Genomic DNA, 24298 nt, shown 5'->3' with positions numbered 1-24298 from the left:
CCCCATCCGGCAAATCACACCGACAGGCTGCCACCGAATCCGTTTACAACAGCCTTTTCGAACCGCAACGTCGCAAAAACCGCATCCCCTCTGGCTCGTCCAGAGAGGATGCGGCACGTTGTCATTGATAAATATGCACAAACGGCTCGTCTGCTTTCGCCTGACGCACGATGAGGCTTTCCGGCTGGCCGGCCGAGGCGATGTAGACGTTGACGGTGATGTAGTCCGGGAATTTTTCCATCACCAAACCGGTCACGTATTGGGTAAAGCCGATCACTTCCGCTTTGCCGTAAAACGGCATCGTAATGTTGATCGTTAACTTCTGAAGCTGGTCGTTGACGTACAACCCTCTGCCGACGATGCCGGTGTAGTTCGGGAAAAAGTCTTCAACATCTGATTTAAAATTGTTGAATTTGAGCCAGTCATCACGATGGTTCTCTTCCGCCTCATCAGACGGGAATACATAATATTCCTCGTTCACCGCCTCCCAATCATCGATGGTGCTGCTTCCTTCATCGACATGGGCGACGGCGAAAAAGTGGCCTGGAACAACAGATGAACGGGGCGCTTGTTTGTACAGGGCGATCGTAATCGGCACGTTCCCAAGCCCTTTCATGCTCCGCAGCCGCTTCAGCACCTCGGCGGCGATCCGCTTTCCTTCCCGTTCGATGACATCGTCTTTGATTTTGACCTCCCGCGGATAGCCTTGCTCGGTCGAATAATAGTGGACGGAGTTTAACGCCAGGCCGATAGCGATGCCGCCGAGCTTCACTTTGTCGTTGTCGATCTTCACCAAATAATCATGTTCCAAAATGCTCGCCAAATAAATCGGGCTTTGTTTGTTTTTTTGTTCGTTTGTTCCCGTGTCGCCAATCGGTGGGTTTAAGCCGATGTTGTCTTCCGGCTTCATTTTCTCTTCCTTCAGCTGGCGAGCCGTCTTCTTGCGAGCGAGCCATTTTCCAACCGTCTCACTGTCTAAATATTGCCCTTCTTGGAACAAGTACTCATCTGCCGGAAACTGCTCAGTGGCCAAGCGCATGAGCCCCGTCTCAAATTCGTCGACATCAAGGCGCGTATTTACATCATTGACGACCTCCCCACGGGCCCCGGACGGTTTGAACGGAAGGATGACGCGGTAATACGAGTCGGCAATGTTGTATTTCGGGATGACGGCTTCTTGCTGTTTGCTGCCTTTGTCTTGCACGACTTCCTCACCTTTGTCAAACTTCGGCGCACACGCAGACAACAAACAAATCGAAGCGAGGCCGACAGCGGCCAACCGCTTTCGGGCCCGATTCGTCCAACGGCAGGCAACCAAACTGCGAAGTGGTGAGATTCGTTTCATCGTTTCCCCCTGTTGATCTCTTGCAAAAATCGTGATTCGTCCCAAATCTCAATGCCAAGCTGCTGGGCTTTCTCCAGCTTCGATCCGGCGTCCTCACCGGCGATGACGATGTCGGTGCTGCGGCTGACGCTGCCGGTGACGCGCCCGCCGAGCCGTTCAATCTCTTCTTTTGCCTCATTGCGCGACATCGACGCGAGTTTGCCGGTCAAGACGACCGTTTTGCCGGCGAAGGCGGAGTCAGCAGGCGCTTCAGCCGCCCGCTTCGGCCCTTTGTATGCCATGTTGACGCCGTAAAGCCGCAGCTCATGGAGCAGCTCGGCCGCTTCTGGCTGGGAAAAGAAGGCGATGATCGAGTCCGCCATTTTCTCGCCAATTTCCGGCACGGCCATCAATTCCTCTTTCGTCGCTTTTTCCAGCCGCTCCATCGTTTCAAAATGCTCAGCCAAAAGTTGGGCCGCCTTCGCTCCAACATAGCGGATGCCAAGGCCGAACAGCAGCCGTTCGAGCGAGTTTTGCTTCGACGCTTCAATGGCCGCAAGCAGGTTGGCGGCCGACTTTTCGCCCATCCGTTCCAAACCGATGAGCTGTTCTTTCGTCAAGCAGTACAAATCGGCGACATCGTGGACGAGGCCAGCGTTAAACAGTTGGGTGACGACTTTTTCGCCCAACCCTTCAATGTTCATCGCTGCTCTTGAGGCAAAATGGATGAGCCGTTCGCGCAGCTGGGCCGGGCATTTCGGGTTTAAGCAACGGAGCGCCACTTCTCCATCCAGGCGGACGAGCTCGCTTTCGCATTCCGGACAATGCGTCGGCATCACAAACGGCGTTTCATCCCCGTCGCGCCGGTCGACGACGACGCCGACCACTTCCGGGATGATGTCGCCCGCTTTTTTAATGATGACCGCATCGCCGATGCGAATGTCTTTTTCCCGTATAAAATCTTCATTATGAAGAGTGGCGCGCTGCACGGTCGTGCCAGCGACGCGGACCGGCTCTAAGATCGCGGTCGGCGTGACGACGCCCGTGCGGCCGACGTTCACCTCAATGCCGATGAGCGTCGTCACCACTTCCTCGGCTGGGAATTTGTAGGCGATCGCCCAGCGCGGGCTTTTTGCCGTCGTACCAAGCTCCCGCTGTTGGGCGAACGAGTCGACTTTAATGACGATGCCGTCGATTTCGTACGGCAGCTGCGGCCGTTTTTCGTGCCACTCGTTGACGAAGGCGATCACCTCATCGATGTTGGCGCAGCGCCGCCGCTCGGGATTCACTTTAAACCCAAGCGCCTGTAAGTAGTCGAGCGCCTCGCTGTGCGACTCAATGCCAAGCTCTTCAGCATTGGCCAAACCATAAACGAACAAATCGAGCTGGCGCGACGCCGCCACTTTCGGGTCGAGCTGGCGGAGCGAGCCGGCCGCCGCGTTGCGCGGGTTGGCAAACAGCTCCTCGCCGCGGGCTTTTCGCTCCTCATTCAAGCGCAAAAACGACGCTTTCGGCATAAACGCTTCGCCGCGCGCCTCAAGCGACACCGGTTCTTTCAGGCGGAGAGGCAGCGAGCGGATCGTTTTCAAATTTTCTGTAATGTCCTCGCCCGTCGTTCCGTCGCCGCGCGTCGCTCCTTCCACGAAATAACCATCTTCATAGCGGACCGAGACGGCGAGGCCGTCGATTTTCAACTCGCATACGTACGCTGCTTCGCCGACTTCCTGGCGGATGCGGCGGTCAAAATCGCGCAAGTCGCCTTCGCCAAACGCGTTCGCGAGACTCATCATGGGAACAACATGCGTCACTTTGCGAAACGCCTCAAGCGGCGGGCCGCCGATGCGCTGGGTCGGCGAGTCGCTCGTTTTCAATTCCGGATACTGTTCCTCGATGGCCATCAACTCTTGCATGAGCCGGTCATACTCGGCGTCCGGGACGGACGGCCGGTCGAGCACATAATATTCGTAGCCATAGCGGTGCAACAGTTCGCGCAGCTCGGCCGCGCGCCGTTCGGCTTGTTGGCGGTCCATACGTTCACCCGTTCTCCTTTCTATACTTTCTCAATCGGCGCAAATTTAGCGAGCAGACGTTTAATGCCGATCGGGCTCGGGAAGGCGATATCGAGTTCTTGGTCGTCACCTTCGCCACGGACACTGACAACCGTACCGATTCCCCATTTCCGATGGTTCGCCCGGTCGCCGACTTTCCACACCCCGATGGCGCCGCCTGCCTGCAAGCGAGCGGACGCTGAACGGGAAACAGACGGTTTCCCGCGCGAGACTGTCTCCAGCAAATGCGCGGGAATCTCATCTAAAAAGCGCGACGGCCGGTTCATTTGGATGTTGCCAAACAGCGTCCGCATTTGCGCGTTCGTCAATACGAGCTCTTCCTCGGCCCGAGTGATGCCGACATACGCCAGCCGCCGCTCTTCTTCCATTTCATCCTCATTCTCCAGTGAACGAAGATGCGGAAAAATGCCTTCTTCCATGCCAATCAAAAACACGACCGGAAACTCAAGCCCTTTGGCGGCGTGCAGCGTCATGAAGACGACGGCATCGCCCTCGGCCGCCTGATCTGTCCCATTCAGCTCGTCCAAATCAGAAATGAGCGCCAAGTCGGTTAAAAAGGCGATGAGCGATTTATCGTCGCTCACATTTTCAAAATGCTTTGTCACCGACAAAAACTCGTCCAAGTTCTCAAGCCGGCTTTGCGCTTCAATCGTCCGTTCCGCCTTGAGCATCTCGCGGTAGCCCGATTGGTCGAGCACTTCCTCCACAAGTTCCGTCACCGGAACGTATTCTTGCAGCTGCGTCCATTGCTCAAGCTGTCCGCGAAACGCGGCGAGCGCCCCGGCCGTCTTCGCGCTGAAGCCGATCATCTCCAGCTCGCCGAGCGCTTCAAACAAGGACAGCTCATGCTCGGCCGCATAGCGGACAAGTTTGTCGATCGTAGAGGCGCCGATGCCGCGCTTTGGCACGTTGATGATGCGAAGCAAGCTCAAATCGTCATCGGGGTTGGCGATGACGCGCAAGTAAGCGAGAATGTCTTTAATTTCTTTCCGGTCATAGAACTTTAAGCCGCCGACGATTTGGTACGGAATGTTCGCTTTTAAAAACATTTCCTCGATGACGCGCGACTGGGCGTTCGTCCGATAAAGCACGGCAAAATCGCGGTAGCGGCGCTCCCCGCTCTCAACCGCCTCTTGAATGCGGCGGGCGACAAATTGCGCTTCGTCCACTTCGTTCATCGCTTCATAATAGACGATCGGCTTCCCTTCCGGGTTTTCCGTCCACAACCGCTTTGGTTTTCGATTGACGTTATGCGCAATGACTTCATTTGCCGCCTGCAAAATGCGTTTCGTCGAGCGGTAGTTTTGTTCAAGCAAAATGACTTTCGCGTTCGGGTAGTCGCGCTCAAACGATAAAATGTTGCGAATGTCCGCCCCGCGCCACCGGTAAATCGACTGGTCAGCGTCGCCAACGGCGCAAATGTTCTGAAAGCGTTCTGCCAGCTTTTTGACAAGCGTATATTGGGCGCGGTTCGTGTCCTGATACTCATCAATATGGATGTACTGGAACTTATATTGGTAATAGTGGAGCACATCCGGCACGCGGTCAAACAAGTGGATCGTCGTCATGATCAAATCGTCGAAATCGAGCGAATGATTCCGGAGAAGGCGCTGTTGATACTCTTGGTACACGTCGCCGACGATCTTTTCGTAGTACGTCGATGCCCGCTTCGCGAATTGCTCGGGCGTGAGCAAATCGTTTTTCGCCCCGCTGATCGTCGCTAAAATCGTCCGCGGCTCAAATTTTTTTGGATCGATATTTTTGTCTTTCAAAATCGCTTTGATGACCGAAAGCTGATCCGTCGGGTCAAGGATGGAAAAATTGCGATTGATGCCGATGCGGTCAATGTCGCGGCGCAGCATGCGGACGCACATCGAATGGAACGTCGAAATCCACACGTCTTCCGCCGCCCCGCCTAAGAGCGCCTGCACCCGCTCCTTCATTTCACGCGCCGCTTTGTTCGTAAACGTAATGGCTAAAATATTCCACGGCGCCACCTGTTTTTCCGCCATCAAATAGGCGATCCGGTGCGTCAGCACGCGCGTTTTTCCGCTGCCCGCTCCCGCCATGATGAGCAATGGGCCTTCTGTCGTTTTAACGGCTTCTTGCTGCTCTTTGTTTAAATGCGCAAGCAGCTTTTCCGATAAAAAATTCATCATGTCCACCACCAATAAACCATATGTTCTATTTTCCATCATCGCCGCTGCGTTGACCAGCCATCTGCTTCACCGCCGCCACCGTCGCCAACGCCTGTTCGAACTCGTCGTAAATCGCGTTGCCGACGACCACCGTATCGGCATAACGCGCCATATGCTCCGCCTGCTCAGGCGTTGTGATCCCTCCACCATAAAACAGCTGCGTCTGATCAAGCACTTGTTTCACTTTTTCCACTAAAGACGGATCGCCATAGACGCCGCTATACTCAAGGTAAAAAATCGGCAACCTGTACAAATGTGCGGCGAGGCGGGCGTACGCCACGACATCATCATCGGTGAGCGCCGCGTCGGCCTCGGCTAGCTCCGCCGCTTTGCAGGCTGGATTTAAAATGCAGTAACCTTCAGCGAAAATCTCATCCCAGTTCATGACATCGCCGTATTGTTTCACCGCCTCATGATGACGGCCGATGATCCACTCCGCCTGCCGGCTGTTTAACACGATCGGAACCAAATATACGTCAAATCCCGGCGTCAGCGCTTCGACGTCGGTGACTTCGAGCGCGCATGGCACCGAAAAACGGCGGATGCGAGCCAATAAATCCAGCACGTTGTCGATGGTCACCCCGTCGGTTCCGCCGACGATGACGGCATCCGTTCCCGACTCGCAAAGGCGCTCAAGGCGCTCGTCATCAATCGGTTTATTCGGGTCGAGTTTAAACACATGGCGCCAAGCGCGAATCTCCTCCATAGCGGCAACCCTCCACTCCGTCTCCATTGTTCCATTATAACAAATCCGCAAAAAGAAAAGGAGTTCCTTTGCAAATGGAAGGAATCTCCTTGCCGCGTCAGTCTGTGACCGCTTCGTTGGCTTCTTTCTCTTCTTGCTGTTGCTCCTCTTTAATGCGATCGAGCGCCATGGCGTAAGCATCATTGCCGTAGTTGAGGCAGCGCTTGACGCGCGAAATCGTCGCCGTGCTCGCTCCGGTTTCCGTTTCGATTTTGTGATACGTATATCCTTCGCGCAGCATGCGGGCGACCTCAAGCCGCTGGGCGAGCGCCTGGATTTCATTCACGGTGCATAAATCATCAAAAAAACGGTAACATTCTTCTAAATCGCGCAGCGATAAAATCGCTTTAAACAGTTGATCCAACTCTCTGCCGCGCAGTTTGTCAATTTGCATAGCTGCTTCCTCCTTGCGTTTTGGCGGGAAAAATGTTGTAGCCAACCAATCTGCGAATCCACCGCCCCTTTGCCTTGCAACAGACAAGGCGGTTATGATTTCCACTGGACGATCGCCAGTTCCGGCACGATATTGATCCACGTTTTTCCCGGCACGAATCCGATCGGAGCCCCATCGCGGTATGGCAGCAGCCGGCCGTCGACGTTTTTCCATTCGATCAGCTGCATGACGCCGCCCTGCAGCAAGTACCCCTTGCCGCCGGAGACGAGGTCGATGTCGCGCCGCCCGTGGCTGTCAACCACTTGATGGTGGGCGGCGATGATCATGACGTTTTGCACGACAACCGGCTTATGCGTATCATAATCGATCGTTTGCTCGCCGCCGCTGTACCGGTAATACCCCTTTTGTTCCGAAACATATTGGTATTCGACCTGGGCATAGGCGCGATGCGAATAGGCGATGTGAACCGTCCCGACCTTCTTGCCGCTCGGCTCATCGGTGCGAAACGATAGCGGGGGAACGTTATCCGTCCAAGCATACCCGTTTTGTTCCGCCCCTTTTTCAATGTTGGCAAACGTAATGTACGAGTTGTGCGGCGCCTTGCGGAACGGGACGCGCTGAAACAATGTGCCGTCATAAAACAATCCGTTCAAATAGTCGATTCCGCCTCCCTCAAGACGCGCTTTCGCCTCCGGACTCCAGCCATGGCATACATACAGTGCATGGTAACCTTCACTCAAGTCAATATAGTAATCACGCGCGCTTCGCACCGGTCCGACCCGCTCCGGCAATTCGCTTTGATACAACGCCAACAAACGGGTGATATCGCCCTCGGCGAGCACCTCATACACGATGTCCGCCTTGCTTAATCCCGACTGTGGGCGCGCCTTCGGGTGGTTGTTGATCATCACGCCGACGACCCGCTGATGGATGTTCCCTTTCGCCGGCAGCCCCGTCAGCGGGAACGTTTGTTGTTCCTCCGCCCGAGGCTTGGACGGCTGCTCCTGCCGAGGAGCCGGTTCGGCGTGCTTCGGCTCGCTTTTGGTCGTGCAGCCGCCTAACAACAATACCGCGCAACTGACAGCGAACAGCCAATGTTTCAATGGACACACAACCTTTTCTTTTTTATTTTACCGCATTATCGAAGGAAAGAGTACCGTTTTGTGCATGACATCATAAATCCCGCGTTGGGTGACGCGCACATACGGCAGGTGGGTCGATTGCAAAAAGAGCAACGAATACACCGGGTCTTCGAACGGATATCCACGCTCGCGCAACAAACGGACGAACGTTTTTTCTTCGTTGATCAATTCATCCACCTCCAAGGAGGACATCATGCCGCCTAAAGGAAGCGAGAGCTCAAACAAAATCTCTCCGTCCTCAGCGAGCACAATACCGCCGCCGATCTCCTTCATCCGCCGGAAGGCGAGCATCATATCTTCCTTATGCTTGCCGATCAAAATCAAATCCCCGGTGTTCGAGTAAGAACTCGCCAGCCCGCCAAGCACCGATGAAAAACCTTTCAACATCGTATTGACGCGCCAGCGGCCGTTTCGGTCAAACAAGGCCAGAAAACACTCATCATGGTCATGCCCTAAACGGTCGCGCGACGTATCGATCGACACGGAATACGGTTTTAAAATGACGGCGTTTTCCATGCGCAGCCCCATCGGCATCGAAAATTGCAAATCATCCCATTCAAGCTCCCATGACAACGAAAGCGGCCGAATGCCAAACCGAGACCATTCCGGCGCCGGCCAGAGAGGCGGCGCTTCTCCATCGCGCTTCACCCATTCGCCTTTGGCGAGCACTTGCGCCGGCGTCGGATCGTGAGCCGAGCGCAAAAAGTTGATATGAGCGATGCGGCCGGTGGCAATGCTGCCGTGAAGATGCTCGATGCCGTAGTGGCGGGCAGCGTTGATCGTCGCCATCGCATAGGCATCGATCACCGGCACGCCATGCTCGATCGCGATGCGGATCAGCCAATCGATCACCCCATTCTCATAAAACGCCGGCGGCGAGCCATCCGTCGTCAACAAGCATTTATCATAATGCCGGATGCCAAGCGCTTTCATCTCTTCAAGCAGCACCGGCAAATCCGGGCGAATCGAGGAATGCCGAAGCGCGACGGTATAGCCGTGCCAAAGGCGCATGCGCACTTCCTTTCCCGTCATTGCCTCATGATCGCCATCTGCGCCAAAGAGCGCCATTTTGACAAGCGTCTTTTCCGACGCCCCCGGAAAATGCCCTTCAATTTTGCGGCGCCGCCGATGCACTTCTTGCATCCAATACAAGATGATGTCATCGCCGCTCGCCACTTTTGGCCATGAGGTCAACTCACCGCCTTGAAGCACCGCCTCTTGGTCAAGCCAGCGCTTGATCCGAGCATTGGACACTTGTTCCTCTTCGCGCTCGAGCTCCGTTTGCCCATCAAACCGGCACCACCAATACATCGACGTTGGAAGCGCATTCATTTCTTGTAAAAATAAAAGCGCGTCTTCATCATCGAGCTGCAAAAGCAAAAACAAGTTATCGTTGAGGAGTGTTGTTGTTCCGTGCGCCGCTGCATAACGAGCAAACGAATGGGGATTATATAATTGAAATGGATGAACATGCGGCTCAATGTAGCCGGGAACGAGCACGTACCCACGGCAGTCGACGATCTCACACGCCTCGTCGACACGATCGGGAAGACGCTCTCCGGCATACACGATGCGGTCGCCATGGATCCATATGTTTCCTTTTACCCATTCACGAAAATACGAATGCAAATATGTGGCGTTCACCAATACTTTCGTCGGCGATTGTTTGCCATCAATCACCGCTGCTTGTGCACGCAGTTCGCTGCCTTTCCATCGGTAACGTTGTTCGCCCATTGACACCCCGTCCCTTGTTTCCTAATCGTTCCATACAACCATTTTAACGCACAAAAGCGACTTTCACAATAAAAATATAAGGAGGGGACAGACCGATGGCGAATATCGGCATTGTGAACGCATTGATTCGCATCACGGTTGGCCTGACTGTCATCGCCTGGGCCACCGCCCGCCTCGCCCGGCGGCCATGGTGCACATCCTATTTGTGGGCCGCTTTGCTTGGGGCGATGAAAGTCGGAGAAGGGATCACCCGTTTTTGTCCGATGACCGCCCTGTTTGACAATATGCAGCGCCGGCAGCTGTTTGAAGAGGAAAAGGAAGCGGTCGTCAATCCGACATGAGGGAGGACATCCGTCCGACGTTGCGCACCGCTTTTGCCGATGTCTTCCATTCCACCGTCATTCGGCAACATTTTTCGCATCGTGAGCGATACGTGCTGCTATGTATCGAAACGGCCAATGAAGAGTGCCAACTGTCAACGAAAGAGAAGAAAGCAAAATGATCTGCGGCTTGGCATTGTGGACTAGCCAAACATCATCAAAAAAGGTGTCCCATACTTGGGACACCTTCGACTACAAAGGAGTGAACCACCATGCTGCTCGAGTATATGACCGATATGTCGTTCGTATTGGCCGCGTTAATCGGCGGCATTATCGCCCTTTCATACGTGTATATGCGGCGGAGGCGCGTTCGATAGCGCGCCGGCCGATATCGCGGCGGTAAAATAAACCGTCACAGTCGATCGCGGCCAATTGCTCGTACGCTCTTTCCTTCGCTTCGGCAAGCGTCTCCCCTTTGGCCGCTAACAGGAGAACGCGTCCGCCATTGGTGTACCATGCGCCGCCTTCTCGTTTGGTGCCAGCATGGAACAACAACGCATCAGGGGAAATTCGGTCCAACCCGCGGATTTCGGCCCCGCGCTCGTACGCGCCGGGGTAACCTTTCGCTGCCAGCACGACGCCGAGCACCGCTTCGTCCGTCCACTCAAGCGCCAACTCTTTTCCTTCCATCACCGCGAGGATCGCTTCAACCAAATCGGTTTTCAGCCGCGGCAGCACGACTTGCGCCTCGGGATCGCCAAAACGGGCGTTGAATTCGATCACTTTCGGCCCGGCTGCCATTTCGATCAGCCCAGCATACAGCACGCCGGTAAACGGCCGGCCTTCAGCCACTAACGCTTTGGCGGCCGGGCGCAAAATCGTTTCCAGCGCTGTTTCCACCGTCTCCGCTGAGATTTGCGGCACTGGCGAATACGCTCCCATCCCACCGGTGTTCGGACCTTCATCCCCGTCATACGCCCGCTTATGGTCTTGGGCGATGGCAAGTGGATACACCTTCTCGCCGTTGACGAACGCCATAAACGAAAATTCTTCGCCTTCCAAATACTCCTCGATCACGACTTGGCAGCCGGCTGTGCCAAACTGGCCATCGATAAGCGCTGCCTTCGCCGCGGCAAGCGCGTCTTTCACCGTTTGGGCGACGGTGACGCCTTTTCCGGCGGCCAATCCGTCCGCTTTCACGACGATCGGCGCGCCTTTTTGTTCAATGTACGCTTTCGCCTCTTCATACGACGCAAAGGTCGCATGGTCCGCCGTTGGGATGCCGTATTTCTTCATCAGCTCCTTCGCAAACGCCTTGCTTCCTTCGATGAGCGCTGCCGCTTGAGTTGGGCCGAAAATGCGAAGCCCCTCAGCCAGAAACCGATCGACGATGCCAGCAGCCAGCGGCGCTTCCGGCCCAACGATCGTCAAACCGATTGCGCGTTGCTTCGCAAACTGCACAAGCGCGTCGATATCGAGCTCATCAATGTCGACGAGCTCCGCCACTTCCCCGATGCCCGGGTTGCCTGGCGCCGCGTACAGCTTGTCCACAAGCGGGCTTTGCGCCGCTTTCCAGGCGATGGCATGCTCGCGCCCGCCGCGTCCGACTACCAGAACGTTCATTGTCTTCCTCCTTTTTGCCGCCGTTTAATGTTTGAAATGGCGCACGCCGGTAAACACCATGGCCACGCCGTACTCATCCGCTTTGCGAATCGAGTCGGCGTCGCGAATCGAGCCGCCCGGCTGAATGATCGCGGTAATGCCGGCTTTCGCCGCCGCCTCGACCGTATCGTCCATCGGGAAGAACGCATCGGAGGCCAACACGGCGCCAACCGCCTGTTCCCCGGCTTGTTCGATCGCAATTTTGGCCGCGCCGACCCGGTTCATTTGCCCGGCGCCAACGCCGACTGTCATCCCGTTTTTGGCCAGTACAATCGCATTCGATTTCACATGTTTGACAACCTTCCAAGCAAACCGAAGCTGTTCGCGCTCAGCCTCGGTCGGCTCGCGCTTCGTAACGACGTTCCATTCAGCGTCTTCGAGCGTGAACGTATCGGCCTCTTGGACGAGCAAGCCGCCATTGACGGAAACGAGCATTTTTTCCTTGACGTCCGGCGCGGTAAAATCAAGCGCCAACAGACGGATGTTTTTCTTTTTCGTCAAAATGGCAAACGCCTCGTCGCTGAATGACGGAGCGATGACGATTTCCAAAAAGATGTCGTGCATCCGTTCGGCTGTTTCTTTGTCCACTTCACGGTTGACCGCAATAATGCCGCCGAAAATCGACACCGGGTCCGCTTCGTACGCTTTCGTAAACGCCTCAAGAAGCGTCGCGCCGACGCCGACGCCGCACGGGTTCATATGTTTGATGGCGGCCACAGCCGGCTCTTGAAATTCGCGAATGAGGTTGATCGCCGCATTGGCGTCGTTAATGTTGTTGTACGACAGCTCTTTTCCATGCAGCTGTGCCGCGTTGGCAATCGAGAACGCCGCACCGAGCGGCTTGGCATAAAACGCTGCCGATTGATGCGGATTCTCGCCATAGCGCAATGATTGTTTTTTCGTATACGTGACCGTGAGCGTTTCCGGATAGTTCTCTCCGGTGAGGTTTGTCAAATACTCCGCAATCATCGCGTCATACGCCGCCGTATGGCGGAACGCTTTCGCCGCCAGTTGTTGCCGCGTTTTTGCTTGGATCGAACCGGTCATTTTCAGTTCTTCAATCACTATCGGATAGTCGGCTGGATCGACGACAATCGCGACATCAGCATAGTTTTTCGCCGCCGCCCGCACCATCGTCGGGCCGCCGATATCGATGTTTTCAATCGCCTCGGCGAGCGTCACATCCGGTTTGGCGATCGTTTGTTGGAACGGATACAAGTTGACGACGACCAAATCGATCGGGCGAATGCCGTGCTCTTTAAGCGCCGCTTGGTGGCGCTCATCGCTGCGCACCGCCAAAATGCCGCCGTGAATGGCCGGATGCAATGTTTTGACGCGCCCGTCCAAAATTTCCGGAAAGCCGGTGACATCGGAAATCGAAATGACGGGAACGCCGGCGTCTTCAAGCGCTCGTTTTGTCCCACCGGTCGAAATGATATCAATGCCAAGTTCAGCCAGCTGCTTCGCAAACGGAATGATGCCTTCCTTATTGGACACGCTGATCAATGCTCGTTTCACTGCCATCGTTCTCGATCCTTTCTTCCTGTTGTTCCTTTTCCCCTAGCAGCATGCGCAACACCGTTGGGTACAGCTCGTGTTCGACTTGATGGATGCGCGCCTCAAGCGCCTCGATCGGCTCGCCCGGCACGATCGGAACAACGCGCTGGGCGATGACCGGCCCGGTGTCCATCCCTTCATCAACGTAATGAACGGTGACCCCTGTTTCCAAAACGCCAGCCCGATACGCTTGGCCGATCGCATCCTTGCCCGGAAACGCGGGCAACAGCGACGGATGGATGTTGACGATCTTCCCCTCATAAGCCGAAAGCAGCGTCGGCCCGATCAAGCGCATATAGCCGGCCAACGCAATCCAGTCGATTTGGCGTCCCTTTAGCTCACGCAAAATCTCGCTCTCAAACGCCGCTTTGGACGGGTAGTCTTTTGGGGAAAACACGAACGCCGGCACGTTTTCGCGCGCCGCTCGTTCAATGACTTTCGCACCTGGGCGGTCGCAGACCAAAAGCGCCACACGAGCCGGCAAATCGCCGCGCTTGGCCGCGTCGACGATCGCTTGAAAATTCGTGCCGCTTCCTGAGGCGAACACCGCCAGCCGCTTCATGCCCGGCCCCCTCCAGCAAACGACACGTCCGCTCCTTCGGCCACTTCGCCGATGATGTACGCCGGTTCGCCTCGTTCCGAAAGCCACTCAACAAGAGGCGCCGCCGTTTCCGGACTGACAGCGAGCACAAGGCCGATGCCCATATTAAAGACGGAAAACATCTCTTCTTCCTCAAGCTCGCCTTTTTGGCGCAACAAGTCAAAAATCGGCAAAATCGGCCATGAACCAAGCTGAATGCGCGCGCCGATTCCTGGCGGCAGCATGCGCGGAATGTTTTCGATCAACCCGCCGCCGGTAATATGCGCCATCCCTTTGATCGTAAACCGCTCGCGCACAGAGCGCAACAGTTTCGCATAAATGCGCGTCGGCTTCAATAACTCCTCGCCGAGCGGAACATCAAGCGGCTCGTAAATCTCATTAAGCGACAATTTCGCTTGTTCAAACACGATGCGGCGCACAAGCGAATAGCCGTTGCTGTGAAGGCCGCTTGATGGCAGGCCGACAAGCGCATCGCCCGCTTGAATCGTCTCTCCGGTTATGAGTCGCTCTTTTTCCGCAACGCCGACCGCAAACCCAGCCAAATCATACTCATCTTCATCATACATTCCTGGCATTTCCGCGGTCTCCCCGCCGATCAAGGCGCAGCCGGCTTCGACGCAGCCGTCGGCCACCCCTTTGACGATGGCGGCGATTTTCTCCGGCACCGCCTTGCCGCAAGCGATATAGTCGAGGAAAAAGAGCGGCTCCGCCCCTTGGACAATAATATCGTTGACACACATAGCGACACAGTCGATGCCGATCGTATCATGCCGGTCAAGCAAAAACGCTAGTTTCAACTTCGTTCCGACACCGTCCGTGCCGGAGACAAGCACCGGCTGGCGGTAACCAAGCGCGGATAGATCAAACAAGCCGCCAAACCCGCCGATCCCACCCAGCACTTCGGGACGCATCGTTTTTTGCACGTGCTCTTTCATGAGGGCGACGGCCTGATAACCAGCCTCGATGTCGACCCCTGCTTGTTTGTATGCCTTTGCCACGTCAACTCCTCCTTTTCGCCGCCCATCACGCTCAGGACGCCAGGCGACGCTCTTGTTGCGCAGCGTTTCTCTCGTGGAAACGCGCCACCACACTCGTCAGCTGCACCGGTTATACTTCCTCCATCATTTCATCGTCAGACATGGCCGCGCCGTTTGACCGAGACGGGTCGGATATTGGCCAGTGAAACACGCCAAACATTGCCCGCGCTCTGGCGAGACGTCCGGACGCCCGATGGCCTCAAGCATCCCTTCCTGGCTGATAAAGGCGAGGGAATCAGCGCCAATCAAGCGCCGAATCTCTTCAACAGTGCGATTCGCCGCGATCAATTCTTCCTTTGACGACGTATCAATGCCGTAAAAGCAAGGATGGGTGATCGGCGGCGCGCTGATGCGCACGTGCACTTCGACCGCTCCCGCTTCGCGGAGCATCGAGACGATGCGCCGGCTCGTCGTCCCGCGCACGATTGAATCGTCGACCATCACAACCCGTTTGCCGGCCACAACCCCGCGCACCGGCGACAGCTTCATTTTCACTCCTTGCTCGCGCAACGCCTGCGACGGCTGGATGAACGTCCGCCCGACATATCGGTTTTTAATCAACCCCAATTCGTATGGAATGCCGCTCGCCTCAGCATAGCCGATGGCAACGGAGATGCTTGAGTCCGGCACGCCGGTGACGATGTCGGCCTCTGCCGGCGCTTCCAAGGCCAGCCGCTTTCCTAAGTTTTTTCGGGCCTTATGGACATTGATGCCGTCGACATGGCTGTCCGGACGAGCGAAATAAATGTACTCCATGCTGCAAATCGACCGCGGCTGCCTAGAAGCGAACCGTTCTGAACGCACCCCTTCGCGGCTGATGATGAGCAATTCCCCAGGCGCCACTTCCCGCTCGTATGTGGCGCCGATGACGTCAAACGCGCACGTTTCCGACGCCACGACATACGCCGAACCGAGCCGGCCGAGCGACAGCGGCCGAAACCCGTGCGGATCAAGCGCCGCATAGAGCGCCTTTTCCGTCAGCAGCAAAAACGCAAACGCCCCTTGGATCTGACTGAGCGCCTCTTTCATTTGCTCGACAAACGTCGGCGCTTGGCTGCGGCGGATGAGATGGGCGAACACTTCCGTATCCGATGTCGTCTGAAAAATGCTTCCTTGCCCTTCAAGCGCGAGCTTCAACTCGATGGCGTTTGTCAAGTTGCCGTTATGGGCGAGCGCCATCGCGCCGGTTTGCGAGCGGAACAAGAGCGGCTGAACGTTTTCATAGCCGCCCCCGCCCGCCGTCGAATAGCGGACATGACCGATGGCGGCCGCCCCTTTGAGCGCATCGAGCGTACCGCTTTGAAACACATCGGTCACCAGCCCCAGCCCTTTATGACCGGATAAGCTCCCGTTATGCGCGACAACGATGCCGGCCCCTTCCTGCCCACGGTGCTGCAGGCTGTGAAGCCCGTAGTATGTGAGCCGGGCGGCGTCTTCATGCCCCCAAATGCCGAAAATGCCGCACTCCTCGTTCAATCCTTTGATTTCAGCAAGCATGGAATAGCCCCTTTCCAGACGTTTCGCATCTTGGCAACGGAAAGGTGAATGAGCGTCTCACCGTGCTCCCCGTTCACCACGAATGCGCCGTCGTCTGTCACTTCGCCGATTTGTTTCGCTTCAACCAGTTGCTCAAACGCCTCTTTTTGCTCTTTTTTCACCGAGACAACAAAGCGTGATTGCGTTTCGCTGAACAGTTCACTGACGAGGTCACCGCCGATCGTCACCTTGGCGCCAAGCCCCGAGGCACCCATGACACACTCAGCAAGCGCAACGGCTAATCCTCCTTCGGCAATATCATGCGCTGACGCCACCACCCCCGCGCGGATCGCCGCAAGCAGCTGGCGCTGGCGGCTTGCTTCCACCTCTAAGTCAATCTCCGGTGCTTTTCCAAAAATGCGGCCTTCCAGCCATTTTTGCAACTCGCTGCCGCCAAACTCCGGCTTCGCCTCGCCGATCACGTAAATGAGGTCGCCCGCTTGTTTAAACGACTGAGTCGTAATATGGGAAAGATCGTCAATGAGACCGACCATGCCAACGACCGGGGTTGGGTACACGGCCTCGCCGTTCGTTTCATTGTACAGCGAGACGTTGCCGCTCACCACCGGCGTCCCGAGCGCCCGGCACGCTTCGCTCATCCCGTCGACCGCTTTTTCGAGCTGCCAGAAAATCTCCGGCTTTTCCGGGCTGCCAAAGTTGAGGCAGTCCGTAATGGCGAGCGGCTTTGCTCCGGAGCAGATGACATTGCGCGCCGCCTCGGCGACCGCGATTTTCCCGCCCGTTTCCGGATCCAAATACAAGTAGCGCGAGTTGCAATCCGTCGTCAGCGCGAGCGCCTTGTTCATGCCGCGGATGCGCACGACCGCCGCGTCCGATCCCGGGGCGACGACCGTATTCGTCCGCACCATATAGTCGTACTGGTCGTACACCCATTCTTTGCTCGCAATCGTCGGCTGGGCGAGCAGCCCGAGCAATGTTTGATTGTAGTCTTCGATGTGCGGAGTATACGGCGGCATCGCTTGAAACTCGCGGTAATAAGCCGGCTCGGCAGACGGTTTATGATACACCGGCGCGTCTTTCGCCAAGGCGTCCACCGGAATTTCCGCCGCCACCTCGCCTCGGAACAAGAGGCGGAGCATTTTGTCATCGGTCACTTTGCCGATTGCTTTGGCCTCGAGGCCGTATTTGGCAAAAATCGCGGCGATTTCGTCTTCACAACCTTGCTTGACAACAAGCAGCATCCGTTCCTGCGATTCGGACAGCATCATTTCGTACGGCGTCATGCCTGCCTCACGCTGCGGGACGAGATCCAAATTCATTTCAATGCCAAATCCGCCTTTGCTTGCCATCTCGGCGGATGAACTCGTGAGTCCTGCCGCCCCCATATCTTGAATGCCGACTAACGCATCGGACTTGACTGCTTCAAGACACGCCTCAAGCAGCAGTTTTTCCATAAACGGGTCGCCGACTTGCACGGCGGGACGCTTTGCTTCCGACTGTTCGCTCAACTCTTCCGAAGCAAACGTCGCCCCGTGGATGCCGTCGCGGCCCGTTTTCGCCCCGACGTACATGACCGTGTTGCCGACCCCGGTCGCCACGCCGCGCTGAATGTCCTCATGGCGGATGATCCCGACGCACATGGCGTTGACCAATGGGTTGCCTTCATACGCCGGGTCGAACTGCACCTCGCCGCCGACGGTCGGGATGCCGACGCAGTTGCCGTACCCGGCAATGCCGGCGACGACCTGCTCGAACAAATATTTGACGCGCGGCGACGTCAATTCGCCAAATCGAAGCGAGTTCAGCAGCGCAATCGGCCGCGCTCCCATTGAAAAGACGTCGCGGATGATGCCGCCGACCCCGGTCGCCGCTCCTTGGTACGGCTCGATCGCTGACGGGTGATTATGGCTTTCGATTTTAAACGCCACCGCCAGCCCGTCGCCAATATCGACAATGCCCGCACCCTCACCCGGCCCTTGCAGCACGTGCGGACCATCAGTCGGGAATTTTTTCAGCACCGGCTTCGAGTTTTTGTAGCTGCAATGCTCCGACCACATGACGGCAAAAATGCCGGTTTCCGTGTAGTTCGGCAGTCTCCCCAAAATCGCTTCAATGCGCGCAAACTCTTCATCTGTTAACCCCATCTCACGGTACAACTTTTGTTCTTTGATCATCGCCGCGCTCGGCTCAAGCAGTAACGACATGCGTCTCCCTCCAATAGTTGACGATCGATCGGAATAGTTTCAATCCGTCCGCGCTGCCGAGCAAGGCGTCGACCGCCCGCTCCGGATGCGGCATCATGCCGAGCACATTGCCCTGTTCATTGACGATGCCGGCAATATCCGCCAAGCTGCCGTTCGGATTTTCTCCATGGTAACGGAACACGATTTGCCGGTTCTCGACAAGGCGCTCGAGCGTCTGTTCATCGCAATAATAATTCCCTTCACCATGGGCGATTGGAATTGTAATGACTTCGCCTTTTTCGTAGGCAGACGTAAACATCGTTTCATGATTTTCCACCGTCAGCTGGACCGGCCGGCAGATGAATTTCAACCCTTGATTGCGGCGCATCGCCCCAGGAAGCAAGCCGGCTTCGAGCAAAATTTGAAACCCGTTGCACACCCCAAGCACCGGTTTTCCCGCTTCGGCGGCTTTTTTTACGGCAGCCATCACCTTGGAGAAACGGGCAATGGCTCCGGAACGCAAGTAATCGCCGTACGAAAACCCGCCTGGAAGCAAAATGGCGTCAAAACGGTCTAGATCGTCCTCGTCATGCCAAACGTATTCGACCTCTTCGCCAAGTTCATCGGCGATCGCATGATACATATCGACATCGCAATTCGATCCCGGAAACACAACGACGGCAAACTTCATCGGGCGACGGCCTCCTCGATTTCATAGCGGTAGTCTTCAATCACCGGGTTGGCAAGCAGTTTTTCACACATCTCGCGAACGAGCTCGTTGATGTCGCGGTCGCTCTCTTCAATCACGAGCTCCATAAACTTCCCGATTCGTACATCTTTCACTTCCGTATACGATAAGCTGTGCAGCGCCCCTTTTACAGCGGTCCCTTGCGGATCCAACACACTCTCTCGCAACGTGACATACACTTTTACTTTGTACATGCCGATTCTCCCCCTAACCGTTGTAAAATGACTTCGTATGCGTCCGTCAAACTGCCCAAGTCGCGGCGGAACACGTCTTTGTCGAGCTTTTCGTTCGTCTTTGCGTCCCATAACCGGCACGTGTCCGGTGAAATCTCATCCGCCAAGAGGATGGCTCCGTCTGCTGTACGGCCGAACTCAAGCTTAAAATCAATCAACCGCACGTTCCGCTCGGCAAAATGGAGGCGCAGCACGTCATTCACCGCAAGCGCGGCCTGCTTCAGCGCGGCGACTTCCTCGCGGCTGGCGAGTTTTAAAATGAAGATATGATCTTCCAACAACAACGGGTCGCCAAGGTCGTCGTTTTTGTAATAAAACTCAACAAGCGGCGCCTCAAGCGGCGTCCCTTCCTCTAGACCGATCCGCTTGGCTAAACTTCCCGCTACCACATTGCGGACAACGACTTCAAGCGGGATGATCGTCACGCGCCGGACCAATTGTTCCGTTGGCGACAGCTTTTCAATAAAATGATTGGCAATGCCTGCTTCGCGCAGCTTCAAAAACAACAAGCTGGAAATCTCGTTATTGAGCCGCCCTTTGCCGGCGATCGTCGCCTTTTTTTCGCCGTTAAACGCCGTTGCGCTGTCTTTGTACTCGACCCAAAGCACATCTGGCTCGTCAGTCGCGTAAATTTTTTTCGCTTTCCCTTCATATAACAGCTGTTGTTTCGTCGGCACGATCAACGCCTCCATTGTCCAGAAGATTGAAAATCTTTTGTATAGCCGGCCGGCTTCGACCAGCCGGCAGCCGCTCACTCCAACCCTAAGCGGGCAAAAATCGTATCGACATGTTTCAAATGATGACGATAATCAAAACAATCATCGAGCTCCTCTTTCGTCAGCCGGCTCATGATCCGCTCATCCGCTTCAAGAAGCGAGCGGAACGGCACTTGTCTCTCCCACGCTTCCATCGCTTTCGGCTGCACCAAATCGTACGCCTCCTCGCGCGTCATCCCCTTGTCGATCAAAGCAAGCAAGACTCGCTGTGAATAAATGAGCCCGAACGTGCGCTCCATATTTTTTTTCATGTTTTCCGGGTACACAAGCAAATGTTTCACGATATTCGCGAATCGGTTCAACATATAATTCAACGCAATCGTCGCATCCGGCAAAATGATGCGCTCGGCCGACGAATGGGAAATGTCGCGTTCATGCCAAAGCGGCACGTTTTCGTACGCTGTCACCATATAGCCGCGAATGACGCGCGCCATGCCGGTCATGTTTTCCGAACCGATCGGATTGCGCTTATGCGGCATCGCTGATGAGCCTTTTTGTCCTTTGGCAAAAAACTCTTCGACTTCGCGGACTTCGCTTTTTTGCAAGCCGCGAATCTCGACGGCAAATTTTTCAATCGATGTCGCAATTAAGGCCAATGTCGCCATATAGTAAGCGTGGCGGTCGCGCTGCAGCGTCTGCGTCGAAATCGGCGCCGGCGTCAAGCCGAGTTTTTCACACACATACTGCTCCACAAACGGATCCACGTTGGCGTACGTGCCGACTGCGCCGGAAATTTTCCCTACTTCCACCATCTTGGCAGCTTGTTCAAACCGCTCCAAATTTCGCACCATCTCGGCATACCAAAGCGCCAGCTTCAGCCCGAACGTCGTCGGTTCGGCATGAACGCCGTGCGTGCGCCCCATCATGACCGTGTATTTATGTTCGCGCGCTTTCTCTTTCAGCACTTGAATGAAGTTTTCCAAATCACGCCGCAAAATCGCGTTCGCCTGCTTTAACAAGTAGCCGAGCGCCGTATCGACGACATCGGTCGACGTGAGACCATAATGCACCCATTTTCGTTCTTCCCCAAGCGTCTCAGAAACGGCGCGGGTGAAGGCGACGACATCGTGGCGCGTTTCTTCTTCGATTTCCTTAATGCGGTTGACGTCAAACGACGCGTTTTCACGCAGGCGGCGGACATCTTCTTTTGGGATGACGCCAAGCTCGGCCCACGCCTCGCACGCGAGCAGTTCCACCTCAAGCCATGCCTTAAAGCGGTTTTCCTCGGTCCAAATCGCTCCCATTTCCGGTCTTGTGTAACGTTCAATCATCCTCGTTCCAGCCTCCGATCATGCCAAATTTGCCACGATTCGATTCTCGCCAACGCCGCCTCGACATCGTCTGCCAGCACCGTCACATGCCCCATTTTCCGCTTCGGCTTCGCTTCGTGTTTGCCGTACAGATGGACGTAGGTCCCCCCGTCGAACGCACCGATATGCCGAATGACCGGCTCGACGTGCTCGCCTAAAATATTGACCATCACCGCCGGCTTCAACAATTCGGTCGATCCGAGCGGCCAGTTGCAGACGGCGCGGATGTGCTGGGCAAACTGCGACGTCGCGCATGCATTGATTGTATAATGTCCGGAGTTGTGCGGTCTAGGGGCCAGCTCATTAATATAAATATCCCCGTCCGCAGTCAAAAACATTTCCACCGCCAGCGTCCCAACGAGCGAAAACGATGCGGCCAACACTTCCGCGTAGCGAATGGCCCGCTCTTGCACGCTTTCCGGAATTCGAGCCGGAACGATCGTTTGATGCAAAATGTTCTCGATATGAATATTTTCCGCCACTGGAAAAACAGCCGTCTCACCATCGAGGTTGCGGGCGACAATGACCGACATTTCCTTCACAAACGGCACCCAGCCTTCCAAAATGCATGGGCCAAGCCCAAGCAAATCAGCCGCTTTGGCTAGATCGCCTTCGCCGCGCAGCACATATTGTCCTTTGCCGTCGTAGCCGCCGCGCCGCGTTTTCAAGACGCACGGGAAACCGATCGTCTGAACGGCCTGTTCAAGTTCCTCCGCTCCATTCACTTCGACATAGGGCGCCACCGGCAAGCTGGCATCAACGATCGCCGCTTTCTCCAGCGCCCGGTCTTGCGTCACCGCAAGCAGTCGGCTTCCTTGCGGGACATAGGCGTTTGCCTCCAGCCACTCAAGCGCTCGCGCATCGATATTTTCAAATTCGTACGTAATGACATCGCTCACGCGGGCCAGTTCAGCGATGGCGTCCAAATCATGATAAGGCGCCGTAATCTCCACATCGGCCACTTGCCCGCACGGGGAGTCAGGCGTTGGGTCGAGCACGGCGATGCGAAAACCCATCTCGCGCGCCGCCAAAGCCATCATCCGCCCGAGCTGCCCCCCGCCGATGATGCCGATCGTCTGCCCAGGAACGATCCGTTGCTTAGTCAAATTGATCACTGCTTTCTACGATTTGTTTGCGAATCGCTTCCCGCCGCGCTTTGAGCGCCTCCATATAGCGTGGCTCAAGCAGTCCAAGAATCGATGCGGCGAGCAGTCCGGCGTTGGTCGCCCCCGCCTTGCCGATCGCCACCGTCGCTACCGGCACCCCGCCTGGCATTTGCACAATCGACAATAACGAGTCAAGTCCATTCAATGCTTTTGACTGCACGGGCACCCCAATCACCGGCAGCGTCGTTTTCGCCGCGATCATCCCCGGCAAATGAGCCGCCCCGCCAGCGCCGGCAATGATCACGCGGATGCCGCGCTCCTCGGCTGTCTCCGCATACCGAAACATCTCATCCGGCGTCCGGTGCGCCGATACGACTTTTTTCTCAAACGGAACACCCAATTCCTCCAAAATGGCGCAAGCATGTTTCATCGTTTCCCAATCCGAATGGCTTCCCATGATCACCCCAACGAGCGGGCTCATACCGTTTCACTCCTTTTGCTAGCACAACAAAACCCAGAACATGCGTTCCCATCCGTAAACGAGGGAAAGCATCGTTCTGGGCTTTGACAGTTGCTGATCGAAAAAAAGCCAAAACCGATCCTTTCCCTCATAGTCCAATCATTTACGGTGATTGGGTAGAAACTTTTGGGCCATATTCCCAAAATTATATGAGGGATCTTCTCATACACTATGAAGTTACCTTTATAGTAGCAGGTTTTTTTTCGGCGTGTCAAGGAAAAAATCGAACATTTAGTATTTCATCAAAGCAAATGTTCGTGTTTTTTGAATCACCAAACGAAGAAGGCGGCATATGATGAATGAGCGGAGGAGGAGAGACACGATGGCCAAAGAAAATCCGTTTACGCCGTTTTCCGATTGGACAAAACATTGGCAGCAATTTTTTCAAAATGATTTTTGGGGAAGCATCCAGCCGTTGCTGCCGTCATCGAACAAGCCATCATCCGGTATGAACATTTACAAAAAAGACAACGAGCTGCTCGTTGTCATCAGCCTCCCGGGGCTCGAAAAAATCGAAGATGCAGAAGTGTATGTATCATACAAAACGTTGGAAGTGAAGGCAACCATTAATCTAAACTTCAAAGGGTTTGAGCTAGTAGAAGAAGGCCTTTTCCAAGGCCAATTCCAAAAAACAATCCCACTGCCGTTCGCCGTCAAAGAGGACCGCATCGAAGCAACATACCATAACGGCCTGTTGTTCATCCACCTGCATCGACTCATCCCTGACGAGCCGAAAAAGAAAATTGTCATCAAAAAAAGCGAATAATCTCCCCCACGAGTCCAAAAAAGGAGATACCTGCCTTTCCGAAAAAAATAAAAAAAGAGGGTGTCCATGCCGTACAGGACACCCTTACGCGAGTTTCCGTTTCCTATCGCTTTTATGAAAAAGGGGGTCTAGGAAACGATGATCACGCTTTACATTTTGGGGGAGAGGATTGAAAATGGCGTCATTCAAAATGACTCATTTCCCATTAGGCAAAAATAATGAGAGAACCATTCAGCTCCCTCATTTTTTTGCCTGCCTAGCAGCGACCTACTCTTGCAGGGGCGCTCGCCCCAACTACCATCGGCGCTGGAGGGCTTAACTTCCGCGTTCGGGATGGGAACGGGTGTTTCCCCTCCGCCATAGCCACTAGGCAAGC

At 55.4% G+C, this 24298-nt stretch carries 23 protein-coding genes, 1 rRNA gene and 1 riboswitch; of the genes, 4 read left to right on the top strand and 20 right to left on the bottom strand.

What is annotated here, in order from left to right; all coding sequences use genetic code 11:
• Positions 1-121 precede the first annotated feature (121 nt).
• The 7 genes from ETR37_RS04755 to ETR37_RS04725 form a co-directional block, all read right to left on the bottom strand.
• Positions 122-1345: a CamS family sex pheromone protein gene (locus tag ETR37_RS04755; RefSeq protein WP_033004787.1), complete on the bottom strand. Its 1224-nt coding sequence runs from the start codon at positions 1343-1345 to the stop codon at positions 122-124.
• Positions 1342-3354: an NAD-dependent DNA ligase LigA gene (gene ligA, locus ETR37_RS04750; protein WP_129446981.1), complete on the bottom strand. Its 2013-nt coding sequence runs from the start codon at positions 3352-3354 to the stop codon at positions 1342-1344. Before ligA ends, ETR37_RS04755 begins: the two co-directional genes overlap by 4 nt.
• A gap of 20 nt (positions 3355-3374) precedes the next feature.
• On the bottom strand, positions 3375-5549 hold the full coding sequence (pcrA, locus tag ETR37_RS04745) for a DNA helicase PcrA (RefSeq protein ID WP_060788548.1): 2175 nt from the start codon (positions 5547-5549) through the stop codon (positions 3375-3377).
• Between the two features lie 28 nt (positions 5550-5577).
• Positions 5578-6297 (bottom strand): heptaprenylglyceryl phosphate synthase, encoded by a 720-nt coding sequence (gene pcrB / locus ETR37_RS04740; RefSeq protein WP_033004788.1) that lies wholly within the window; start codon positions 6295-6297, stop codon positions 5578-5580.
• 97 nt (positions 6298-6394) lie between these two features.
• Positions 6395-6730 (bottom strand): YerC/YecD family TrpR-related protein, encoded by a 336-nt coding sequence (locus ETR37_RS04735; RefSeq protein ID WP_011229782.1) that lies wholly within the window; start codon positions 6728-6730, stop codon positions 6395-6397.
• A 92-nt stretch (positions 6731-6822) separates the two neighbouring features.
• Entirely contained in the window at positions 6823-7833 is a 1011-nt protein-coding gene (locus ETR37_RS04730; RefSeq protein ID WP_190300054.1) for a DUF3048 domain-containing protein, read from the bottom strand.
• A gap of 27 nt (positions 7834-7860) precedes the next feature.
• Positions 7861-9606: an adenine deaminase C-terminal domain-containing protein gene (locus ETR37_RS04725; RefSeq protein WP_129446980.1), complete on the bottom strand. Its 1746-nt coding sequence runs from the start codon at positions 9604-9606 to the stop codon at positions 7861-7863.
• A gap of 95 nt (positions 9607-9701) precedes the next feature.
• Between ETR37_RS04725 and ETR37_RS04720 the strand changes: the two genes are divergently transcribed.
• The 3 genes from ETR37_RS04720 (at position 9702) to ETR37_RS20115 (ending at position 10303) form a co-directional block, all read left to right on the top strand.
• Positions 9702-9947, top strand: a complete 246-nt coding sequence (locus ETR37_RS04720; protein ID WP_129446979.1) for a YgaP family membrane protein — start codon at positions 9702-9704, stop codon at positions 9945-9947.
• On the top strand, positions 9944-10108 hold the full coding sequence (locus tag ETR37_RS19070) for a hypothetical protein (RefSeq protein ID WP_011229778.1): 165 nt from the start codon (positions 9944-9946) through the stop codon (positions 10106-10108). Before ETR37_RS04720 ends, ETR37_RS19070 begins: the two co-directional genes overlap by 4 nt.
• 90 nt (positions 10109-10198) lie before the next feature.
• Positions 10199-10303, top strand: coding sequence for an EYxxD motif small membrane protein (locus ETR37_RS20115; RefSeq protein WP_325048220.1), 105 nt, complete (start codon positions 10199-10201; stop codon positions 10301-10303).
• Here ETR37_RS20115 and purD read toward each other — a convergent pair.
• The 12 genes from purD to purE form a co-directional block, all read right to left on the bottom strand.
• Entirely contained in the window at positions 10257-11549 is a 1293-nt protein-coding gene (purD, locus tag ETR37_RS04715; RefSeq protein ID WP_129446978.1) for a phosphoribosylamine--glycine ligase, read from the bottom strand. The two genes, ETR37_RS20115 and purD, sit on opposite strands and share 47 nt — an antisense overlap.
• A gap of 24 nt (positions 11550-11573) precedes the next feature.
• Entirely contained in the window at positions 11574-13112 is a 1539-nt protein-coding gene (gene purH, locus ETR37_RS04710; RefSeq protein WP_129446977.1) for a bifunctional phosphoribosylaminoimidazolecarboxamide formyltransferase/IMP cyclohydrolase, read from the bottom strand.
• Positions 13075-13707 (bottom strand): phosphoribosylglycinamide formyltransferase, encoded by a 633-nt coding sequence (purN, locus tag ETR37_RS04705; protein WP_129446976.1) that lies wholly within the window; start codon positions 13705-13707, stop codon positions 13075-13077. Before purN ends, purH begins: the two co-directional genes overlap by 38 nt.
• On the bottom strand, positions 13704-14744 hold the full coding sequence (purM, locus tag ETR37_RS04700; RefSeq protein ID WP_060788539.1) for a phosphoribosylformylglycinamidine cyclo-ligase: 1041 nt from the start codon (positions 14742-14744) through the stop codon (positions 13704-13706). The genes purN and purM overlap by 4 nt, the downstream gene beginning before the upstream one ends.
• 123 nt (positions 14745-14867) lie before the next feature.
• Complete coding sequence (purF, locus tag ETR37_RS04695) at positions 14868-16280, bottom strand: amidophosphoribosyltransferase (RefSeq protein ID WP_129446975.1); 1413 nt, start codon at positions 16278-16280, stop codon at positions 14868-14870.
• A complete protein-coding gene (gene purL, locus ETR37_RS04690; protein ID WP_014194765.1) occupies positions 16256-18484 on the bottom strand; it encodes a phosphoribosylformylglycinamidine synthase subunit PurL in 2229 nt (742 codons plus the stop codon). The genes purF and purL overlap by 25 nt, the downstream gene beginning before the upstream one ends.
• Positions 18468-19154 (bottom strand): phosphoribosylformylglycinamidine synthase subunit PurQ, encoded by a 687-nt coding sequence (purQ, locus tag ETR37_RS04685; protein ID WP_014194764.1) that lies wholly within the window; start codon positions 19152-19154, stop codon positions 18468-18470. The genes purL and purQ overlap by 17 nt, the downstream gene beginning before the upstream one ends.
• Entirely contained in the window at positions 19151-19405 is a 255-nt protein-coding gene (gene purS, locus ETR37_RS04680) for a phosphoribosylformylglycinamidine synthase subunit PurS (protein WP_014194763.1), read from the bottom strand. Before purS ends, purQ begins: the two co-directional genes overlap by 4 nt.
• Complete coding sequence (purC, locus tag ETR37_RS04675) at positions 19393-20136, bottom strand: phosphoribosylaminoimidazolesuccinocarboxamide synthase (protein ID WP_014194762.1); 744 nt, start codon at positions 20134-20136, stop codon at positions 19393-19395. The genes purS and purC overlap by 13 nt, the downstream gene beginning before the upstream one ends.
• A 59-nt stretch (positions 20137-20195) precedes the next feature.
• A complete protein-coding gene (gene purB, locus ETR37_RS04670) occupies positions 20196-21491 on the bottom strand; it encodes an adenylosuccinate lyase (RefSeq protein ID WP_013144127.1) in 1296 nt (431 codons plus the stop codon).
• The gene (gene purK / locus ETR37_RS04665; protein WP_011229767.1) at positions 21488-22636 is read right to left on the bottom strand and encodes a 5-(carboxyamino)imidazole ribonucleotide synthase; all 1149 of its coding nucleotides are present in this window, start codon (positions 22634-22636) and stop codon (positions 21488-21490) included. The genes purB and purK overlap by 4 nt, the downstream gene beginning before the upstream one ends.
• Positions 22629-23117: a 5-(carboxyamino)imidazole ribonucleotide mutase gene (gene purE, locus ETR37_RS04660; RefSeq protein WP_013144125.1), complete on the bottom strand. Its 489-nt coding sequence runs from the start codon at positions 23115-23117 to the stop codon at positions 22629-22631. The genes purK and purE overlap by 8 nt, the downstream gene beginning before the upstream one ends.
• A gap of 110 nt (positions 23118-23227) precedes the next feature.
• Positions 23228-23329: riboswitch (purine riboswitch) on the bottom strand.
• Positions 23330-23478: 149 nt separating this feature from the next.
• Here purE and ETR37_RS04655 point away from each other — a divergent pair.
• Positions 23479-23922: an Hsp20/alpha crystallin family protein gene (locus tag ETR37_RS04655; protein WP_013144124.1), complete on the top strand. Its 444-nt coding sequence runs from the start codon at positions 23479-23481 to the stop codon at positions 23920-23922.
• Between the two features lie 254 nt (positions 23923-24176).
• Here the strand turns inward: ETR37_RS04655 and rrf are convergent.
• Positions 24177-24293, bottom strand: a 5S ribosomal RNA gene (rrf, locus tag ETR37_RS04650).
• Positions 24294-24298: the final 5 nt, after the last annotated feature.

The sequence above is a fragment of the Geobacillus sp. PK12 genome, assembly GCF_004123125.1.
GTDB lineage: Bacteria > Bacillota > Bacilli > Bacillales > Anoxybacillaceae > Geobacillus > Geobacillus zalihae.
The sequence above is the reverse complement of the archived record's forward strand: the minus strand, read 5'-3'. Positions and strand labels throughout refer to the sequence as shown.

Bases quoted from the DNA above. Each gene is read 5' to 3' on its own strand.
- ETR37_RS04755 (WP_033004787.1), bottom strand. From the start codon at position 1,345: ATGAAACGAATCTCACCACTTCGCAGTTTGGTTGCCTGCCGTTGGACG.
- ligA (WP_129446981.1), bottom strand. From the start codon at position 3,354: ATGGACCGCCAACAAGCCGAACGGCGCGCGGCCGAGCTGCGCGAACTG.
- pcrA (WP_060788548.1), bottom strand. From the start codon at position 5,549: ATGAATTTTTTATCGGAAAAGCTGCTTGCGCATTTAAACAAAGAGCAG.
- pcrB (WP_033004788.1), bottom strand. From the start codon at position 6,297: ATGGAGGAGATTCGCGCTTGGCGCCATGTGTTTAAACTCGACCCGAAT.
- ETR37_RS04735 (WP_011229782.1), bottom strand. From the start codon at position 6,730: ATGCAAATTGACAAACTGCGCGGCAGAGAGTTGGATCAACTGTTTAAA.
- ETR37_RS04725 (WP_129446980.1), bottom strand. From the start codon at position 9,606: ATGGGCGAACAACGTTACCGATGGAAAGGCAGCGAACTGCGTGCACAA.
- ETR37_RS04720 (WP_129446979.1), top strand. From the start codon at position 9,702: ATGGCGAATATCGGCATTGTGAACGCATTGATTCGCATCACGGTTGGC.
- ETR37_RS19070 (WP_011229778.1), top strand. From the start codon at position 9,944: ATGAGGGAGGACATCCGTCCGACGTTGCGCACCGCTTTTGCCGATGTC.
- ETR37_RS20115 (WP_325048220.1), top strand. From the start codon at position 10,199: ATGCTGCTCGAGTATATGACCGATATGTCGTTCGTATTGGCCGCGTTA.
- purD (WP_129446978.1), bottom strand. From the start codon at position 11,549: ATGAACGTTCTGGTAGTCGGACGCGGCGGGCGCGAGCATGCCATCGCC.
- purH (WP_129446977.1), bottom strand. From the start codon at position 13,112: ATGGCAGTGAAACGAGCATTGATCAGCGTGTCCAATAAGGAAGGCATC.
- purN (WP_129446976.1), bottom strand. From the start codon at position 13,707: ATGAAGCGGCTGGCGGTGTTCGCCTCAGGAAGCGGCACGAATTTTCAA.
- purF (WP_129446975.1), bottom strand. From the start codon at position 16,280: ATGCTTGCTGAAATCAAAGGATTGAACGAGGAGTGCGGCATTTTCGGC.
- purL (WP_014194765.1), bottom strand. From the start codon at position 18,484: ATGTCGTTACTGCTTGAGCCGAGCGCGGCGATGATCAAAGAACAAAAG.
- purQ (WP_014194764.1), bottom strand. From the start codon at position 19,154: ATGAAGTTTGCCGTCGTTGTGTTTCCGGGATCGAATTGCGATGTCGAT.
- purS (WP_014194763.1), bottom strand. From the start codon at position 19,405: ATGTACAAAGTAAAAGTGTATGTCACGTTGCGAGAGAGTGTGTTGGAT.
- purC (WP_014194762.1), bottom strand. From the start codon at position 20,136: ATGGAGGCGTTGATCGTGCCGACGAAACAACAGCTGTTATATGAAGGG.
- purB (WP_013144127.1), bottom strand. From the start codon at position 21,491: ATGATTGAACGTTACACAAGACCGGAAATGGGAGCGATTTGGACCGAG.
- purE (WP_013144125.1), bottom strand. From the start codon at position 23,117: ATGAGCCCGCTCGTTGGGGTGATCATGGGAAGCCATTCGGATTGGGAA.
- ETR37_RS04655 (WP_013144124.1), top strand. From the start codon at position 23,479: ATGGCCAAAGAAAATCCGTTTACGCCGTTTTCCGATTGGACAAAACAT.